The following is a 17,538-nucleotide window of genomic DNA, read 5'->3' on the forward strand; positions in this document are numbered from 1 at the left end:
CCTGAACAACCAAATATCTAGCAAGTATAGGTGATTCTTCAGAAGTTGGTTGTTCTTATGAAATCAAGGCAGTTTCATGCCCTAGAAGAAACCTATCCCATTGTTTTAATTAAAGAATGATAATGCCAACCCAGAAGACTGGTTTGCTATTGATAGAGCCTGCACACCTAATTGTTGCTTTGTTTGCAAGGATTGTAGTTTCGCAGATTCTTTTGCAAGGTCAGCGTCAACCAGATTTCCGATCCCATCTGTTAAAGAATCAGTCAACTTATTTACAAAAACGGAATGTAAATCCAACGCCTTAGCTGCGGTTCCGATCTTAGCAGCAATTCGGTTCGTACCATTAATCGCTCTTCCCAACTGACCTATTGCATCAGCCGCTTTTGTGACCGTTTCAATGTCGGGAATGAGACTAAGATCCCATTGATCAGCTGTAGCAACAACAACTTCGGCATTCACACTGATTGTATTGGAGCCATCAGCATTGGCTAAAACAGAAAACCCCGCAGAGGAAGTCAAAAGGTTTACATCATTGAATGAAGCCTCCTCTCCGATTGCAAACAACTGTTTTCTAAGTGCTAAATAATCTTCATTATAGGCATCACGTTGTTCAGTTGAGAGTGTCTTATCACTCGCACCCAGTGCTTTTTCTTTCATCTCAATAAGAAGATCATTGGACACTTCATGTGCTGAAATGGCTATATCTACAACTGAACGTGCACGATCAAGAGATTCCAACACAACTCCAAGAGAAGCAACCTCGGCCCGCATACCTTGTGCAATCGCAAATATGGCTCCGTCGTCTTTGGCACCTGCCACTTTAAGGCCCGTATTTATACGTTCCTGACTCACCGCCAAGGATGAATTGGTTTTGTTAAGTTGTTGAAGTGCAATCATAGCACCGCTATTTGTGTTAACACTCACCACAATGATGTCTCACTTCTAAGACAGAAAATACATATAAATATCAATTAATTGCCAAAACTGCGCCCCAACCAATATCAGCCAGAGCGCAATTTTCTGCTTATTCTTATCTAAAGAAAGATAGCGCCAATCCAGAAGATTGGTTCGCAATAGATAGAGCCTGCACACCAAGCTGTTGCTTAGTTTGTAGCGATTGTAGTTTCGCAGATTCTTTTGCAAGGTCAGCGTCAACCAGATTACCAATACCAGCTTCCATAGCATCAGATAATTTAGTCACGAAATTTGAGTGTGTTTCTAGTGCTTTAGAACCAGTACCCAAACGCGCCAAAGCAGCGTTCACATTGTCAATAGATGTTTCAAGCGCAGCAATTTGTGTTCCAGCTTTTGTCACCGTGTCTATTTCTGCAGCTGCAGAAAGAGTCACTGCACCACCAGATAAAGCTAGGTTTTCTGCACTAATCGTAATTGTGCTTGTACCATCTGTGTTTGCCAAAGCAACAATGTCAGTCGCACCAGATTTCAACAAGTTTGCACCGTTAAATTCTGCGTTGTCTACGATTGTTGTGATTTGATCACGAAGCGCTTTAAAGTCTTCATTATAGGCATCACGTTGCTCAGTTGTCAGTGTGTCGTCTTTTGCACCAAGTGCTTTTTCTTTCATCTCAACCAAGAGATCAGAAACAGCTTCACCCGCTGCAACAGCTGTATCAACAGTTGAACCTACGCGGTCCAAAGATTGTTGAACAACGTCATAAGAAGCAACATCTGCGCGCATGCCTTGGGCAATAGCGAAGATCGCACCATTGTCTTTGGCGCTAGACACTTTCAAACCCGTGTTAATACGAGATTGAGTTGTTTCAAGTTCGCTGTTTGTTTTGTTTAGCTGCTGAAGCGCAACCATTGCGCCATAGTTTGTGTTTACACTCGTCATTTTGACGTTTCCTCTTTACGGAATAAAAGAGCATTTTGCTCTCAGAAGCGTTTTGCTTCCTAAATAGACGCGCCCTGATCATATTTATAATCAGGGCGTGAATGCGTTTAAATTTATCTGAAGAAAGATAGCGCCAATCCAGAAGATTGGTTCGCAATAGATAGAGCCTGCACACCAAGCTGTTGCTTTGTTTGCAAGGATTGTAGTTTCGCAGATTCTTTCGCAAGGTCAGCGTCAACCAGATTACCAATACCAGCTTCCATAGCATCAGACAATTTTGTGACGAATGTTGAGTGTGTTTCCAAAGCTTTAGAACCAGTACCCAAACGTGCAAGAGCCGCGTTTACATTGTCAATTGATGTTTCAAGCGCAGTAATCGCAGCACCCGCTTTTGTCACTGTGTTGATGTCTGAACCAGCTGTTAGTGTAATTGTTGTACCAGCTAGAGAGAGATCTTCCGCAGCAACAGTAATTGTGCTTGTACCGTCTGTGTTTGCCAAAGCAACAATGTCAGACGCACCAGATTTCAACAAGTTTGCACCGTTAAATTCTGCGTTGTCTACGATTGTTGTGATTTGGTCACGAAGCGCTTTAAAGTCTTCATCATACGCATTACGTTGCTCAGTTGTAAGTGTGTCGTCTTTTGCACCAAGTGCTTTTTCTTTCATCTCAACCAAGAGATCAGAAACAGCTTCACCCGCAGCAACAGCTGTATCAACAGTTGAACCTACGCGGTCCAAAGATTGTTGAACAACACCATATGAAGCAACATCTGCGCGCATGCCTTGAGCAATAGCGAAGATCGCACCATTATCTTTGGCGCTAGACACTTTCAAACCCGTGTTAATACGAGATTGAGTTGTTTCAAGTTCGCTGTTTGTTTTGTTAAGTTGCTGAAGGGCAACCATTGCACCATAGTTTGTGTTTACACTCGTCATTTTGACGGCTCCTTACTTGGATATGTATAAAGCATTTTGCTTTCAGAAGCTTTTTGCTTCCAACATGATCTACGCAAAGAAGATGCCAGTTCAATTAGTTAATAAAAAACAGCGCGTTGCCAACAAACGCGTCAATATTCGTTAATGAGACTAGTGAAATTTATGGTTTACAAGAATTTAGCATAAAATTTGCCGAGTATTTACTAGGCAATACTTTCCCGTCGGCAAAACCTGCTAGGTCTGTCGCGGGCACAAAAAAAACCGCCCCGAACCATTTCATTGGTTCAACATGGCGGATTCGTCATCAGACGCGCGTTTTGCGCACACGAAACAAACGGAAACGATACCTCTATTTTGGATCAAGATCCAAAAAGGGAGGCGGTTCGGGCGAAACTATAGCTTCGCCCAGAACCGAACGCCTTCTAACCTTGGAAGAGCGAATTAATAATAGCTGGTGCTTGGTTCGCAATCGACAATGCCTGCACACCCAATTGTTGCTTTGTTTGCAACGATTGAAGAGCTGCACTCTCTTTTGCCAAATCGGCATCAACCAAATTACCAATTCCGGTCGTCAATTGATCTTCCAGCTTGCCGACGAAAATATTGTGTATTTCGACAGACTTTGCTGCAGTCCCCAAACGTGCCAAAGCAGCGTTCAAATTCTGTAGAGAAGAAGACACAGCACCCACTGCGGCAGTTGCCAAAGTGACTGTGTTGAACGATTGAGACGAAGTAACTGTCACAATTGTCCCACTTAATGAAAGGTCTTCGCCGGAAACCGTCAATGTAGATGTACCATCCTGATTGGCGATTGCCCCAACTTCAGTAACAGATCCATTAATAAGGTTTGCACCATTAAATTCGGCATTCCCTACAATTTTCCCAATCTGATCCCTAAGGGCGACAAAGTCCTCGTTATAAGCTGCACGCTGTTCTGTCGTCAGAGTTGCATCTGTCGCAGAAAGCGCCTTCTCTTTCATATCAATCAACAAATCCGAAATTGCTTCACCGGCAGAAAGTGCCACGTCAGTCGTTGACTGAACGCGATCCAAACTCTGTTGGGCAACACCAAGACCAGAAACTTCCGCGCGCATACCTTGGGCAATGGCAAAAATTGCACCATTGTCCTTAGCGCCGGCAACTTTCAAACCGGTGTTAATCCGTGACTGAGTCTCTGCAAGTGACATATTCGTCTTGTTAAGTTGTTGTAGAGCGATCATCGCTCCGCTGTTTGTGTTTACCGACAATGAAGCCATCGGAGAAATCCCTTTCATTCTGTAAGGAGGCGGCATATAGCCACCGAACATTTTGTTCGTGCTAATCGAAGCAAGTATCGGGCCAATACATCAAATTTTATGCAAATTTATAACAATTTGAATTTATTGGATTTTATGCACACAAACATCCTATTTCAGAACCTATCCCGGTAAAGAATTCCGCCCTTCTAAAACAAATAGGAAATATCGACCTAGCAAGGTGAAAATCATGCCTATTCCTGCATTGAAAAACACGCCCCAGTCTGGCACTGAGGACCTAAAATGAGATATCAAATATTATTAAGACCGTTCGCTATTTAAGGAATTCCATACCATGTTTGATGCCGTGCTATTTGATTGTGATGGCGTTCTTATAGACACGGAAATGCTGGCACTGGATCTTGAAGTCGACTTTTTAGCCGCCAATAATTTTCATTATGACCGAATGGATTTCGCCCGTGCATTCATAGGTATGGATGGAATAGCGATGCGGGCACAAATGGCACGCGATTATGAAGCCCAGCACGCACGCTCAATCCCTCCCACCCTGTTTGATGACATGTGGGCCGCAAGGGATGCTCATTTCAAAACCCACCTAACAAGCATCGCTGATGCAGAAAAAAGCCTGACAGCATGGACCGGTAAAAAAGCAGTCGCATCATCATCTAAAATTGAGCATTTAAAGACAAATCTTACCCAAGTGGGTTTAGCCCATCTTGTCTATCCCCATGTCTATTCGGCCGATCAAGTCGAACGCGGAAAACCTCATCCTGATGTTTTCTTATTCGCTGCAGAAAAACTGGCCGCCAATCCTCAAAAATGTCTCGTGATCGAAGATAGTATAAACGGTGTCAAAGCCGGATGTGCTGCTGGCATGACCGTTTGGGGGTTTCTTGGCGGAGGGCATGTCTGGCCAGAATTGACAGATCAATTACAATCCGCAGGCGCGCATGATATTGTTTCATCGCATGCGCAATTAGCTGAGAAGCTAAAAAAAGCTTCTCCAGAGAAGACCAAGGTATAATTCAATACGTGCTCTTCTAAATTATATATGAAACAAACTTGTATTAAGCTGCCGCAGTAGACCCATCGCTAGACCCATCGTCAGGCGTACCCTGCCCTTTGGCGGTCGCTAGCCCTTGCATGATATTGCGATTAATATCAATCAGAGTTTCAATTTCGCTACGATTGCGCGACGCTTCGGAAGTGTGTCTATTCACAAAAAGCGAAAGTGAGATAATCCCCGCACGCAAATCATCCGGCAACGCATTGCCAGGTTGCGCGCAGTCCATCGCCATCGCGTTCCACACTTGACGATTCTTATCAAGCGACTTCACAACTTTGGAGATTTCATGTTTCTCCGCTTTTGTAGCTTCCATTAAATCACGTGTCACTTCAGCAAAAAGCCGAAATTCAACATCACGCGGGTCTGCGGTTCTATTGGCCGTCTTCTGGTAGGCTTGGATTGACATTACCCAAAATTTCCTCTTCGTACGCGATCAATTTACGACAGCGCCCTAGCGCCTTGTAATAATCGCCACCCATCACATCGCGTGAAAGTGAAACACATTCCTTGAGTATGTCCGCATTTGAAATTGCGTTCATAAACTCGGTGATGCGCAAGACAAATTCTTCATATTGCTGCCCCCTTGGTGTTCCACCATCTAAATACATCATCATCACAGGGAAATAGATGTGCTTAGCTGGTGTCGTAACATCGTCAGGCTGCATAATGTCTTTTTCACGCAGGACCGAAGCCTTATTTTGTAAGAGCATGACACAACGACGATCACCGTTTTGAAGCACTGCGCCATTTACGACGAACTTCTCTTGCGGTTTCAACGATAGTTTTAGTGGCATGGCCTCTGACCTCGAATTTCTGGCGTTTCTCGCCTTATGGGGCCCACTGTAATGCGCGTTTATTAACGACTGATTGAGCAATTACGAAAACTCAAGTTTCCAGTTTGTTAAAATAAATCATGCAAACACTTTATAAGTAGACGCAGCAAGTAGACACAAAAGGCATGCTAGCATGAATGAAATCGCACACCGGATAGGTCAGGCTGAAGGCGCAGTTGGCAATATTTTAACGTCGCAAGTTATCAGTGATGCGAGCAAGCTTAGTATCAATGCGTCCTCCCCTAAGATAAAAAAACTTAGAAGACATTGCCGCAAGGCAGCCCAATTCCTAAAGGAAAACAAATACACAGAGGCGCAAACAGAAGCCCTCGCTGCGCTAGATATAGACGAGAACAACTCTCTGGCCAGCCATATCGCGGCAATCGCACTAGATCGACAAGATCATTACGAATTAGCGCTTAAATTCTATAATCGTGCTCTACAAGCAGACACAGGCAATGCAGAAATCTATCGCAATATCGGCCTGCTCGTCTGGAGAATGGAAAAGCTTGACGCAGCCGAAAAATTCTTCCGCCTAGAAGGACAAATTGCACCCGATGACTGGCAAGCCAAAAACAATTTAGGAAATGTTTTGCGCGATAAAGGCCAATTGGATGATTCAATCGAACTTCTGCGAGCAGCGCTCTACCAACACCCTGAGCAATCCGAACTGTGGACAGCAATTGGATCGACAGCAATTTATCAGCTTCAAACACAAGAAGCCATCCAATTCCACCAAGAAGCTATTCGTCTAAATCCAGAATCAGCACGCGGTCATCACAATCTGGGTTTCACCCATTTAACCGATGGAGACCCTGCTCAGGCCGTTGAACATTTCGATCAAGCACTCCAATATCATACTGAAGGCTCATTTGATCAAATTGCCAGTCTCAATGCACGCTCCAACGCATTGCTTGCATGTGGTCGCATAGAGGAAGGCTGGAAAGAATATGAAATTCGACTCAACAAACACGCTCCAGATTATGTTGATTTTCTAGTTCCCCTTCCCCTTTGGCAAAACGAAGACATAACCGGAAAGAAACTCCTTCTCATCGGTGAACAAGGTCTGGGAGATGAAATTCTATTTGCATCCATGCTCAATGACGTAACAAAACTGGTTGGTCCTGACGGCAAAATCGGTGTTGCGGTTGAGCCTCGCCTTGTTGAACTTTTCAAAAGATCATTTCCTCACATCGAGGTTTTTTCGCATAAAACCGGTGTGATTGCCGGCATAAAGAAACGCGCCGTCATAGAGCAAAAAGACATTGAAAATTATGATGTTTGGGCCGCATTGGGAGCGCCGCTAAAGCATTTGAGAAATGACTTATCAAACTTCACCCAACCTTCTGACGGTTTTTTAAAGCCAGATGCAGACCGCGTTGCATTTTGGAAAGCTGAATTAGAAAAACTTCCCGCAGGCCGCAAAGCTGGTATCCTTTGGAAATCAGGCATTATGGATATTAAGCGTGGCCGCAACTTTGCTGGCTTTGATGCTTGGAAACCTGTGCTCGAAACCCCCGGCATCACATGGATCAACTTACAATATGGTGATGCAGAAGCTGATCTGATGCGCGCAAAAGAGAAATTTGGAATCCAAATTCACACCCTGCCCGGTATAGATCTGAAAAAAGATCTAGATGACATCTCAGCATTAAGCCAAGCACTCGATCTTATCGTCGGCCCAATGAATGCAACGACAAACCTAGCCGCAGCGTCAGGTACACCCTTCTGGCTATTATGGCCTAGAACAGCTTGGACGCAATTGGGAACAGGGCAAATGCCTTGGTATCCGAATACCCGCACTTATTCCCCGCAGGAATTAAAAAATTGGACACCTGCTATTCAAGCATTGGCCGGTGATTTAAGAGCAGAAACAGAAAAATTAGGCAAAGAAAAAGCAGCTTAAAGGCTGCTCTTTCAAAACTTAAACATCTGGCATTATGCAAATGGCAGACTTAATCAAAACCTGTTTTAGGTTTGAGACTCTGGCATACGAACAATCAATCCATCCAGATCATCTTTAACGGTGATCTGACATGAAAGCCGTGAATTGCTCTCAACACCTTCGGCAAAATCAAGCATGGATTGCTCCATATCGTTTGGCGCGCCAACTTTATCCATAAAGCTAGCATCAACATACACATGGCAAGTGGCACATGCACACGCACCACCACAATCAGCATCAATTCCGGGTACATTTTCACGAATAGCTGCTTCCATCACAGATGAGCCGTTTTTCGCATCAACTGAATGCTCTGTTCCATCATGCTCGATATAAGTAATTTTAGCCATTAGTGCACATTCTTTCATCTTAAATGCTCATGCAGCTTGTTTCATGAACATCAATATTTTGGTATTCTCAACCTAGTGTTTGGTGTCAGTTTACCCTGAGCGCAAGATGTATAGAGCAAGAAAACTTTATGCAAGCCTGATCGCTTGAACAAAAATACATCAACTCCGCATGAGAAGCACAATGCAAGACTTGTATCCCTCGCCTAGTTTTGTCATCAAGGTTAACTATGATTGCCATTCTGCTTCGCAAAGCTATTTAAAACCATGACAATTCACGCACCAAAAATTGTATTTTCAATCGCCGATGAAGCCGAGACATTCGCACTCGCAAAGCGTATCGCCCCGCTATTAAAAGCGGGGGATGTCATCGCCCTCAACGGAGATTTAGGTGCAGGAAAAACAACTTTCTCACGCGCCCTGATACAAACATTATTGGACAACCCAAACGTGGATGTCACCAGCCCAACCTTTACCCTCGTGCAAACATATGAAAGTCCAAATTTTCCTATTTGGCATTATGATATGTACCGCATTGAAGATGAAAGCGAACTCGACGAACTGGGTTTTGAAGACACAATAGATGGCCTAGCTATTATCGAATGGCCAATCAGAATGGGTGATCAATTGCCTAGCTACCGCCTTGATATACAAATAGACTTCACAAACACTGGCCGCTCAATTTCGCTCATTGGCCATGGCGAAGAATGGAACACACGCCTTGCAAAACTCTCCTGACACCTCCCGAGAAGCCCTGCGCGTCGCGTTTCTAAATGCCAATAATTGGGGAGATGCTCAGCGCACCCCTCTCGCCGCAGATGCATCGACGCGCCGCTATGAACGCCTCAGCCGTAATTTGGGCAGTGAGCATGTTATGTTTATGGATGCACCAATCCTCGCAGAAGGCGCGCCTTGTCCAGTCGATGCAGATGAAACCATCCGCAATCAAATGGGCTGGAATGCACAATCTCGCCTCGCAGCCTCTCGGGTTGAAGCTTTTGTCGCTATAGCAACACACCTAAATGCTATTGGCCTGTCAGCTCCCAAAATCCTTGCTTATGATTTAGAACATGGCTTTGCATTGCTGGAAGATTTTGGCGATGCCATCTTTGCGCGCGTCATTGAAAAAGGCGAGAATGAACCGCGTCTCTATGCCGCCGCTGCCAAAGCTTTGGCAATTGTGCACCAAATCCCTGTGCCGCCTACCTTGCCTGCCGGTGATATCAGCTGGCCCATCCTCGAATTTGATCGTTTAGCTTTATCCGTCAATGCAGATTTGTTTGTGGATTGGATGCCCGCCTATGATCCGCAAACACACGTCACTGATACAGACCGTTCCAACTGGGAAACTGCAAAACAAAACTTAATCGACCAAGCCCTCTCCTTTCCGCGCGCCCTTATCATGAGAGATTATCACGCAGAAAACTTAATCTGGCTTCCAGAAAGAACAGGCGCAAAACAAGTTGGTCTGCTAGACTTTCAAGATGCTGTTCTTGGCTGGGGGGAATGGGATTTCGCAATGCTGCTTCAAGATGCTCGCAGAAACGTCACGCAAACTGCCGCAGAGGCTGCCATTCTATCCTATCTTGAGGAAACAGGCGGAGAGCGTGAAGAGTTTGACAAACGCCTCGCCGTGCTAGGTGCCCTCAATGCTCTACGTGTGGCTGGTATATTTGCGCGTCTGGTGAAGCGCGATAGCAAACCCAAATACAGTAATTTCCAGCCACGCCAGTTGAAGCTACTCGCTCAAAACCTGCAACACCCAGCCTTGGCTGAAATGAGAGATGTATTCAAATCAATTGCCCCTCATATATTGGAGCTTGCTTGATGACGATCAAAACTGCGATGCTAATGGCAGCCGGCATGGGAACACGTATGCGCCCACTCACCGATAATTGCCCCAAACCTCTTATCGAAGTTGCTGGCCGCACGCTGATTGATCGCACACTTGATAATCTTGTCGCCGCTGGCATTGAGCGCGCAATCATCAATATACACTATCTTGCCGATATGGTTGAAACCCATCTCAACACCCGCACAGACATAGAAATATCGTTCTCAGATGAACGCGATGAATTGCTCGAAACTGGCGGCGGTGTTGTCAAAGCTCTTCCCCTGCTTGGGGATGATCCTGTGTTAATCTGTAATACAGATGCATTCTGGCTTAATGATGATGCAAAAACCATTGGTTCATTGATCACAAATTTCGACCCCGCCAAAATGGACAGCCTCTTATTGCTTGCCCGTCGCGAATATTCACTCGGCTATCACGGCAAAGGTGATTTTGACCTCAATGACGACAACACGCTGATCCGGCGCGGCGACAATCCATCAGCTCCTTATGTGTTTGCCGGCATGTATGCCTTTAACCCCAAAACCATTACCCACCTCAAAGCCGAGAAATTCTCCGCCAATATCTATTGGAATGAAAGCGCAAAAGCCAATCGCCTATTTGGCCATGTCATGGCACCCTTCTGGATGCATGTGGGAGATCCAGAAGCCGTAAAAGACGCAAACGTCCTCATCCAGCAAGGAAATAGCTAGCGCATGATTTCAGCTCCGATTGACGCAAAAGATATTTTCAACCAACCCAATCCGCGTATTTTCACAATACCGCCAGCGACAAGCTTTCTGAATGCTTTAGCCAACACGCTCAGTGAGAATTTGGGCCTAAAAGACAATCCAGCCGCATTAACCCAAACAGTCATTTTCTGTCCCAATAAACGCTCCTCTCGCGCGATCGCCGAGGCTTTTCACAAAATCGCCATGGGGTTTGGACACAAAGCGCTTCTCGCTCCAGAAATTCGCGTATTGGGGGATTTAGAAGATGACCACACCATCGCCCCTATCGGTGTTTCAGAGCTAGAGCTAGGACCAGCGCTCTCTTCAGGACAACGGCGCGGCACCTTAGCCAAACTCGTACAATTTTGGAGCACAAAAGCTTATGGTGCTCCTCTTCCACCCCGCTCAGCCATCGCTGCCGCCGATCAACTTGGCAGCCTGCTAGATCAATCCGCCATGGGCGAAGGAACAGACTGGAGCAAACTGCAAGGATTGGTTGAAGATTCAGATCTTGCCGCCCACTGGAAGCAATCTGCCGATTTCCTAGAAATCATCTCACAAGCATGGCCCGCCCACCTTGAAGAACAAGGCGCAACCGACCCCATGGCCCGCCGCGTCGCAGCCGCACGCACACTCGCCAATAACTGGGCAGCCAGACCGCCCCAACATCCCATCATCATTGCCGGATCAACAGGAGCCACGCCAGCCACTCGCCTCCTAATGCAGGCGGCCATGAACCTGCCCCAAGGCGCTATAATCCTCCCCGGTCTTGATCCAGATATTTCCGAAGATGCTTGGAAAGCAATCGCATCCAGCCCTAGCCACCCGCAATACACTTTGCGACGCGCCTTGGGTAAATTGGGCGTGGATAAATCCAGCGTGCTCAAATGGCCCGGCGCAATTGAAACACCAGACAATACAGCCCGCCGCAAACTGATCAATGAAGCGCTTGCGCCAGCGTCCACCACAAAAAGTTGGACCAAACGCCTTGAATTTCTCGCGGGTGAAAACACACCTGAGCATCTGGTCAATTCCGGCCTCAAAGGTCTCAGCCTGATTGAAGCTGAAGATGAAGCCGAAGAAGCGCTCGCCTGTGCCCTTCTCTTGCGCGAAGCCCTGGAAACACCGGGCAAGACGGCTGCCCTCGTTTCGCCTGATGGATCATTAGTACGACGCGTTTCAGCTTTAATGACACGCTGGGGCGTGGATATTCCGCCCTCCTCCGGTACGCCATTCATGCAAACCCATCACGGCTCTTTGTTTGCGCTCATGTTCCAATGGCTGCGCGATGAAGGTGATCCGGTGCAATTGCTTTCTTTGCTTAAACATCCACTCGTGCGCGTGGGATGGGATGAAGACAACTACCATTCTGCTCTGGTCGAACTTGAATCCCACAAAAACGAATTTCGTGAAGACGGAACTGTACGTGGACCGCGCAGATACGACACACTAGACGCACTCGCAGACCGTTTGGGCATGCAAAAACGCGCACAATCTGCACAATTAATTAGAGATTTAGCCACAGCAGCACGACAGTGCGAGATCAGACCTTCCACAATGGCGCAAGACATTGATGGCAATGTCTTTGCCCGCGCCTGCGCACGTCTTGCCGAACGTTTGGTCAGCACAGAGAATGAAGCAGGTTCAACGCGATTATGGCGCGGTGTTGAAGGCGCACAAACGGCTAGATATCTGGAAACATTAGCAGAAATTGCTGCTGAATTAGGTCCAGTTCCACCTGATTTATGGACAGAATTTGCCGAAGCTATTGCCTCTGAATCGGCAATTCCGCCCAAAGGCGGCGAACATCCACGCCTCGCCATATGGGGACCACTAGAAGCGCGCCAACAAATGCGCGATGTGATAATTCTCGCCAGCCTAAATGAAAACTCTTGGCCTGCCGCCGCAGCCGCAGATAGCTTTTTGCCAAAGCGCTTGCGCAAAGATTTAGGCTTGCCAGATCCAGAAGAACGCCTCGGCCTGTCAGCCCATGATTTTGCCCAATTAGCCTGCGCACCCGATGTGAAACTCGTGCGCTCCAAACGTGTTGATGATAAACCATCCGTCGCATCGCGCTGGTTATGGCGCCTCAACACACTTGCCGCTGGGGGGCTTGGCTCTCCTGAAGCTGTGCAAAAAGCACTTGAACCAGAGCCAAAAAACAATCCACTCATCTGGGCACGCTCCATGCGTAAAGCGCGCGACTACACCCCAATCCAAGCGCCCACCCCAAGGCCACCAGTTGATGCGCGTCCAACCAAATTTTCGGTCTCCCGCGTTGCCCGCCTCATACGTGACCCATACGCCGTTTATGCATCAGACGTTTTAAAGCTTAATCCAATGCCAGCTGTTGGTGCTGAGTCCGGCCCTGCCGAACGCGGAACAGCCATTCACGCAGCCGTTGAGAGATATGAGCTTGAAGGTGGTCAAGTTATCGATCTCGTCACAAAAGAGCTCAAAAAAGCTGGAGAAACAGACACAGCGATAGAGCTGAACCGTCCGCTATGGTCGCGTGCTGCCGATGCTTATATTGCTTGGCGCAATGAGAGAGAAACAAACATTCGCGAGAAGCATTTAGAAATCGAAGGCGAGCTCACATTTGAAATATCTGGCCGCAAATACCGTCTCACAGCCAAGGCCGACCGGATTGACCTGCTCAAAGACAACACATTTGCGATCATAGATTTTAAGACCGGTACGCCCAAAACAAAAAAACAATTGCAATCAGGTCTAGAACCGCAATTGCCACTTGAAGCAGCGATCGCAGCCGGTGGTGGATTTCCAAAACTGCCTACCGCAGACACATCCCAGCTTATTTATGTCTCCCTTGCGCCCGGTGCAGCCTCAACAAAGGCCGACAATGGAAAACCCGTAAAACTTGATGAAGGCCCAATGGCAGAAGCACAAAAAGCGCGTGAAGGTTTTATCAAACTCGTGCAATCTTACGCCACGATCAGCCAAGCTTATTATTCCAAACCGCGTGCTGAGTTTTCATGGGATGTATCTGATTATGACCGCCTCGCCCGACGCGATGAATGGTCCTCTGACGCAGGAGATGGCGCATGAGCCAGACAACTTCTTGGCCAGATTACGAACACACAATTAAAGGCCAGTTCGATGCCGCCACCCCAACGCATTCAGCTTGGGTATCTGCCAATGCGGGATCTGGGAAAACCAAAGTCCTGATCGACCGTGTGGCCCGTCTGCTACTCAATGGTGTTCAGCCTGACGCGATTATGTGTGTGACCTACACAAAAGCCGCTGCTTCCGAAATGCAAGGGCGATTATTTAAACGTCTTGGTGGCTGGTGTGTTGCCGATGACAAAGCGCTTGCCAAAGAGCTTGCCGAGCTTCAGGCACGCGATATCCGTGAATACACACAAGAAGAACTCGGCAAGGCGCGTGAACTCTTCGCGCTCGCGCTAGAAACACCCGGCGGATTGCGCATCGAAACCATTCACGCTTTTTGTGGACGCCTCCTCAGACGCTTTCCCCTAGAAGCAAATGTCGCCCCCGGCTTTAAAGAACTCGACGATAATGACGCCTCCCGCCTTTGGGAAATCGCTATGGCAAAACTGGCGGAAGAAGCCGCCTTTGAAGACCCAAGCAAAAGCGATGAATTAAAAGCAGCGCTTAAAACAGCTGCGCTCGCGGCTGGCGGCAATGGCCTTGCTGGCCCGCTGCGTTCTCTTTCCTTCAAGCAAGCAGCTATCACTAAGTTCATTCATAAAAGTGGCGGATTAAATAGCGCGCTTTCAAGCCTAAAAAACGCTTTAAACGCGGGCGATGACAGCGTTGATCAACTTATTGAATACGCAATGGGGCCAGCCTTTCCCAAAGAGAAAATCAGACCCTTTATTTCAGTGTTGTATGATGGTGCAAAGACAGATCAAGCAAGCGCTGAAATCCTTGAACAGACTTTGCTCGCCAATACACCGCAGGAGGCATTTTCTCACTATAAAAACTTGTTCCTGACATCTTCAGAAGTATTCAGGAAAACCAACCCGTACACCGTAAAAATCGCAAAATCTTCACCTGAAATAGAAGAACTGTTCCAGATAAAATCCATTCCAGAAGGCGAAGAAGTCTATCGTGTCCGCAATTTATTAGAGCAAATAAACGCCCGCGCAGCCTATGAGCGCTCCGCCGCCCTCCTACGGATATCAAACATCGTGTTCTCTGATTATGCGCGCCAAAAACGCCGCCGCGCAGCAATGGATTTTGATGATCTGATTGAAAGCGCCGCCGGTCTGCTCACAACCCGTTCTATGGCGCAATGGGTGTTGTGGAAGCTTGAAGGCGGGTTATCACACATCCTGCTGGATGAAGCGCAAGATACTAGCCCAGAGCAATGGAAATTGCTCAATGCGCTCACAGCAGAGTTTTTCTCTGGTGAAGGCGTTGAACACGAAAACCCGCGCACAATGTTTGTGGTGGGAGATGAGAAACAATCTATCTACTCCTTCCAAGGGGCAGACCCAGAAAAATTCTTGTCAAAACGTCAAGAATTCATCGAAGATAGTGCAAGAGCAAAACAGGAGAATAAAACACCCGACATTCTTATGTCTTTCCGCTCCGCACCGGAAGTTCTAGCATTTGTCGATGAGGTTTTTGATACAGGCGCTTTTGACGGTGAAGCCGCATTTTCGCTAAAACCGCCTGAAGATGGCAATATCATGCGCCATCTCCCATTTCGGAGAGGACATATCGGCAGCGTCGAACTTTGGCCCCTCTTACGGCCCAAAGTAAATGATGAATCAACACCCTGGGATGCACCTCTAGGGCAAGACTTAGAAACAAACCCAAAGGCAGAATTGGCCGATCGCATTGCCAAATGGGTGAAAAATATCATCGATACAAAGCAAGCAATTTTTGATGAAGGAAAAATGCGCCCCGCGCGCCCTGGCGATGTGCTCATTCTGGTTCGCGGACGCAAAGGCGGTTTATTTGACTCGATCATAAAAGCGCTAAAAACCAACAACATACCCGTTGCTGGCGCTGACAGAATTGAATTGCTTGATTCGCTTCCGGTTCAAGATTTGCTCAACCTGATCCGCTTTGCACTCTGCCCTGAAGACGATCTAACACTGGCTGAAATTCTGACCGGACCATTTGGCGGCCTGAACGAAAATGACAACCTCTATCCGCTCGCTCATAATCGCGGAGACGAAAGCCTTTGGTCGCGTGTGTTGAAAAGTGAAATGCCTAGCGTTCTGCCCGTTCGGGAATTCCTTCAAGGGTGTCTAGAACGTCGCCACATTCAACCATATGAATTTCTAACGGCTGTTTTAGAAACACAAGGCCATGACGGAATGGACGGCTGGCAAAAGATACAATCTCGCCTTGGCCCTCCGGCAAAAGAACCAATGACAGCTCTCATGGACCGCGCCGCAGGCTTTGATGCCAAAGGCCCCTCATCGCTTCAACTTTTCCTCGCTACGATTGAAAAATCTGGCGGCGAAGTAAAACGGGAATTATCAGGCCCACAAGATGAAGTGCGCGTGATGACGGTTCACGGCTCCAAGGGACTAGAAGCACCTATCGTGATTGTCCCCGACACATGTGCAGCGACGAAATCCGGTGTTGATAATAATCTATTGATAACACCCGAAAAAGAGCGTGACGATCATACTTCCCCCCCAGAAGGCATGCCCATTTGGTCAGGATCAGCCAAGCAAGACACAACGCTAGCAGCTAAACTACGCCTTCTGGCTGATGCACGTGCCACACGTGAACATCGCCGTCTCCTATATGTGGCCTTAACACGCGCAAAAGACCGTTTGCTTATTTGCGGGCCATGGTCTGGTGGCGTTAAAAGCAAGACGGGCCATTCGGAAACATCTTGGTTTGCTATTTGCCACAAAGCCATGCAACGTTTGGCTGACAAAGGGCTAGCGCAAATCATTGATGACCCCAATGTCGAACCAATAGAGGGTGAAGATAATCCCATTGCCTACCAGTTTGGCGCATCTCAATATACAGATAATCACGCAATTATCGAAAATGATGAATTAGATTACATCCCTGATTGGATTGGCAAAACCGTGCCACACGAAAGTGGCGGCAGCCGCTATGCAGCTCCATCGTCCCTTTTGGGAGAAGAGCCTGCTGTTTTGCCACCTTTTGTAAAATCGCAAGAAGAACGTCTAAAGCGCGGACGGCTCATACACACCCTATTGCAAACCTTACCAGATATCCCCAAAGCAGATTGGGAAAAGCAAGCCATGCATTTCCTTGGTCGAGATCCGTCCATCAAAGCTGAAGACCGCATAGAAATGTTTGAACGCGCGATCGACGTTTTGGATGATCCAAAGTTTGATCCCATCTTTGGAACAAACAGCAAAGCCGAAGTTCCCATCGTTGGCGGTAATGATAAAAAACTTCCTAAAGGCATGCTCATTAATGGTCGCGTAGACCGCTTGGTTGTCACCGATGAATCTGTGCTAATTGTAGACTTTAAAACCGACCGCCCTGCACCAGCACGGGAGGAAGATATGGGACCAACTTACACTGCGCAAATGGCAGCATATCGCGCTGTGCTCGAATCAGCTTACCCAAATAAACAAATCAGATGTGCAATTGTCTGGACAGATGGTCCTAAATTGATGGAATTAGATGCAGACAGGATGGACACTTCTTTAAACGCCCTGTTTCACTGACATGAGAGAAGTTTAACACCGTTTAAAGAAAAGCTTGGGTGTAAATTTTCAGAATATGCACTATCTGGAAGATAATAGGT

Annotated in this window: 14 protein-coding genes; 7 read left to right on the plus strand and 7 right to left on the minus strand. The window is 47.1% G+C overall.

The genetic code is table 11. The features are described 5' to 3' along the window. Nucleotides 1–105: 105 nt before the first annotated feature. The 4 genes from HBAL_RS11725 to HBAL_RS11740 form a co-directional block, all read right to left on the minus strand. Entirely contained in the window at nt 106–927 is an 822-nt protein-coding gene (locus tag HBAL_RS11725; protein WP_015828157.1) for a flagellin, read from the minus strand. Nucleotides 928–1,030: 103 nt separating this feature from the next. Continuing rightward, entirely contained in the window at nt 1,031–1,855 is an 825-nt protein-coding gene (locus tag HBAL_RS11730; protein WP_015828158.1) for a flagellin, read from the minus strand. Nucleotides 1,856–1,968: 113 nt separating this feature from the next. Continuing rightward, nucleotides 1,969–2,793, minus strand: a complete 825-nt coding sequence (locus tag HBAL_RS11735) for a flagellin (RefSeq protein WP_015828159.1) — start codon at nt 2,791–2,793, stop codon at nt 1,969–1,971. Between the two features lie 422 nt (nt 2,794–3,215). Further along, nucleotides 3,216–4,049 carry a flagellin gene (locus HBAL_RS11740; protein WP_015828160.1) on the minus strand — a complete coding sequence of 278 codons (834 nt, stop codon included), beginning with the start codon at nt 4,047–4,049 and terminating at the stop codon, nt 3,216–3,218. Between the two features lie 334 nt (nt 4,050–4,383). On the opposite strand from HBAL_RS11740, the gene HBAL_RS11745 reads away from it, so the two are divergent. Further along, a complete protein-coding gene (locus HBAL_RS11745) occupies nt 4,384–5,073 on the plus strand; it encodes an HAD family hydrolase (protein ID WP_015828161.1) in 690 nt (229 codons plus the stop codon). Between the two features lie 43 nt (nt 5,074–5,116). Here the strand turns inward: HBAL_RS11745 and flaF are convergent, their stop codons facing one another. Next, the gene (flaF, locus tag HBAL_RS11750) at nt 5,117–5,521 is read right to left on the minus strand and encodes a flagellar biosynthesis regulator FlaF (RefSeq protein ID WP_015828162.1); all 405 of its coding nucleotides are present in this window, start codon (nt 5,519–5,521) and stop codon (nt 5,117–5,119) included. Then, nucleotides 5,487–5,909: a flagellar biosynthesis repressor FlbT gene (gene flbT, locus HBAL_RS11755; RefSeq protein ID WP_015828163.1), complete on the minus strand. Its 423-nt coding sequence runs from the start codon at nt 5,907–5,909 to the stop codon at nt 5,487–5,489. The genes flaF and flbT overlap by 35 nt, the downstream gene beginning before the upstream one ends. 172 nt (nt 5,910–6,081) lie before the next feature. Here flbT and HBAL_RS11760 point away from each other — a divergent pair, with 172 nt between their 5' ends. After that, nucleotides 6,082–7,854: a tetratricopeptide repeat protein gene (locus HBAL_RS11760; RefSeq protein ID WP_015828164.1), complete on the plus strand. Its 1,773-nt coding sequence runs from the start codon at nt 6,082–6,084 to the stop codon at nt 7,852–7,854. Between the two features lie 65 nt (nt 7,855–7,919). On the opposite strand, the gene HBAL_RS11765 is transcribed toward HBAL_RS11760, so the two are convergent. Beyond that, a complete protein-coding gene (locus tag HBAL_RS11765; protein ID WP_015828165.1) occupies nt 7,920–8,240 on the minus strand; it encodes a 2Fe-2S iron-sulfur cluster-binding protein in 321 nt (106 codons plus the stop codon). 264 nt (nt 8,241–8,504) lie between these two features. On the opposite strand from HBAL_RS11765, the gene tsaE reads away from it, so the two are divergent. From tsaE to addA, 5 genes are read left to right on the plus strand one after another with little or no spacing between them, the layout of a single operon-like run. Next, nucleotides 8,505–8,975 carry a tRNA (adenosine(37)-N6)-threonylcarbamoyltransferase complex ATPase subunit type 1 TsaE gene (gene tsaE, locus HBAL_RS11770; protein WP_015828166.1) on the plus strand — a complete coding sequence of 157 codons (471 nt, stop codon included), beginning with the start codon at nt 8,505–8,507 and terminating at the stop codon, nt 8,973–8,975. After that, nucleotides 8,935–10,065, plus strand: coding sequence for an aminoglycoside phosphotransferase family protein (locus tag HBAL_RS11775; protein WP_015828167.1), 1,131 nt, complete (start codon nt 8,935–8,937; stop codon nt 10,063–10,065). Before tsaE ends, HBAL_RS11775 begins: the two co-directional genes overlap by 41 nt. Then, entirely contained in the window at nt 10,065–10,781 is a 717-nt protein-coding gene (locus HBAL_RS11780; RefSeq protein ID WP_015828168.1) for a nucleotidyltransferase family protein, read from the plus strand. The genes HBAL_RS11775 and HBAL_RS11780 overlap by 1 nt, the downstream gene beginning before the upstream one ends. Before the next feature lie 3 nt (nt 10,782–10,784). Further along, a complete protein-coding gene (gene addB / locus HBAL_RS11785; RefSeq protein WP_015828169.1) occupies nt 10,785–13,865 on the plus strand; it encodes a double-strand break repair protein AddB in 3,081 nt (1,026 codons plus the stop codon). Further along, nucleotides 13,862–17,458, plus strand: a complete 3,597-nt coding sequence (addA, locus tag HBAL_RS11790) for a double-strand break repair helicase AddA (protein ID WP_015828170.1) — start codon at nt 13,862–13,864, stop codon at nt 17,456–17,458. The genes addB and addA overlap by 4 nt, the downstream gene beginning before the upstream one ends. The last annotated feature ends 80 nt before the right edge of the window (nt 17,459–17,538 follow it).

Origin of the sequence: Hirschia baltica ATCC 49814 (genome assembly GCF_000023785.1) — a bacterium.
In the GTDB taxonomy this organism is placed as follows: Bacteria; Pseudomonadota; Alphaproteobacteria; order Caulobacterales; family Hyphomonadaceae; genus Hirschia; species Hirschia baltica.